Below are 1,813 nucleotides of genomic sequence, written 5' to 3'. Positions count from 1 at the left end.
TATTTGTAGAATAAAATGATTTAGGGAATCAAAAAGTTGATTTCGACTTTTTTACGGTGAACAATGTAACAATTGATCAAGTACTAGAACCCTTTGAAGTAATTGAATGAGAAGTAGGTTAGGGACGGTACTGTAAAAAGACAAAAAGTTCAGCATGATTCCGATTTTCTTTTAAGCTTGATTCCAACGTACGGAATGGCATGCCCAATGATTTAAGCTTCTGTTATGAATAAACGGAAACGTCCCAAGTACTCAAACAAACTTGGGACGTTTTTCGTTGTTCGCGCAATATGGGTGCAATTGCCTGTGTCACTTCCATGTTTTTCTTGTTTGTAAACGAAATGACATTTTTCCACAAAAAGGATAAAAGAGTTTCAAGAAATAGCGTGATAGAATACGGGTGGATGACGCCAAATTGATGAAAAATGATAAATAGGATAGAGGAAAAACGTCCTATTATATCGAATATTGTAAGTATATTACCAGTTTATTATAAATATATATTGATTCATATTAAAAGTGTGTATGAAAAAAGTAGAAATACGGATAATCCCACTTTGGGTAGGTAGCTTCAGTTAGGAAACAATGGAAAAATATATTGATAAACTATCGAATAACTCAAGAATGGTTAGTGTTTTAAAATGAAAATTTGAGGTGAGAAAAAATGGTCATACCGAAAGAGATAACCCGAGAACATGTGATAAGTGCAATAACTCGTATTAATGCAATGGGAATTGAAAGTTTAAATCCGTCAACTGGTTATGATTTATATTATGAAGGCCGATTATATCCACCAAAGGAAGTCTTACAAATTGCAAGTAGTGAAGCATTCGGATTAGAAATTAGGAACCTTCACGGTGGGGATCAAACTAATAACTTTCTTATTAAACTTGGGTTTGATATTGTCCTAAAAGGGACAAAAATGAAAATAGATTTAAACCATGTGAAGAATAAAAGAAAGTAAAGTTAATTATTATTTTTTAATAGAAATTTTCAGACTTAATAAGGGATTAAATATAAGGGAGCGTGAAAGACTTGAGGAAGGCCTACATAATTAATACTAACCGGACGAATGTGCCTAGTGGAGAAACTGAGAGGGACATGTTGAAAAATGAGAAGTGTTCTGCTTATTTTTCACCGTGGAAAGAGAAAATTAGCCAAATACAACCTAATGATTTAGTATTTTTATATAGCAATGGAACTGGCATTATTGCCAGAGGAGTTGCTACAGGAGTGATGGAGATAGGGGATTATTTGAATGATGATGGTTTACATATTAATGAAGAATATTATATGCCTTTAAACCGATTTGAAAGGATTGGAAGACCAGTACCATCATCGGATATAAATGATATAGTAGGAAACCATGTTGTATTAGCACAAACAATGGTGTCAATGGACTACGATCGTGGTTTAAAGATTTGGCAAGCTATAACAAAGAATTATTTAGTATAGCTTTTTTAGATTATTATAATAAGAAAACGTCTCTTCACAATAATTGAGATTTTAAGAATTTAAATATTTATAATGATAGGTTTGATATCCTTATAGGATCCAATGCTGGGTATATTGAGTCGGAAAAGTTATTAATAATAAATGGTTAATCCTTAGGTAGATTGAAAAATGAATAGAAGGTGATGAGTAAGGTGGGAAATATCAATAAGATTTCAGCAGATCAACCCAAAACCTATACACTTTTGGGATCAGATAATATCCCATATGTAAGTGAAACTCCAGGTTTGTTGGCAGGAAATCGCAAAAGCAAAATTTATGGGCGTTTTGATTGTCACGCTGCAATTCGTGCAATAAAAAA

At 32.6% G+C, this 1,813-nt stretch carries 2 protein-coding genes; both read left to right on the top strand.

Going from position 1 to position 1,813, the window contains the following annotated elements; translation table 11 throughout:
- The first annotated feature begins 664 nt into the window (after positions 1-664).
- Positions 665-964 carry a hypothetical protein gene (locus CHI06_RS20015; RefSeq protein ID WP_095250373.1) on the top strand — a complete coding sequence of 100 codons (300 nt, stop codon included), beginning with the start codon at positions 665-667 and terminating at the stop codon, positions 962-964.
- 137 nt (positions 965-1,101) lie between these two features.
- Positions 1,102-1,455, top strand: coding sequence for a hypothetical protein (locus tag CHI06_RS20010; protein WP_095250372.1), 354 nt, complete (start codon positions 1,102-1,104; stop codon positions 1,453-1,455).
- Positions 1,456-1,813: the final 358 nt, after the last annotated feature.

It is taken from the genome of Bacillus sp. 7884-1, from assembly GCF_002272245.1.
In the GTDB taxonomy this organism is placed as follows: Bacteria; Bacillota; Bacilli; order Bacillales; family Cytobacillaceae; genus Neobacillus.
This window is presented reverse-complemented; position numbering and strand designations above follow the sequence as displayed.

Excerpts from the sequence above, each read along its gene's own strand:
- CHI06_RS20010 (WP_095250372.1), top strand. The coding sequence starts at position 1,102 with ATGTTGAAAAATGAGAAGTGTTCTGCTTATTTTTCACCGTGGAAAGAG.
- CHI06_RS20015 (WP_095250373.1), top strand. The coding sequence starts at position 665 with ATGGTCATACCGAAAGAGATAACCCGAGAACATGTGATAAGTGCAATA.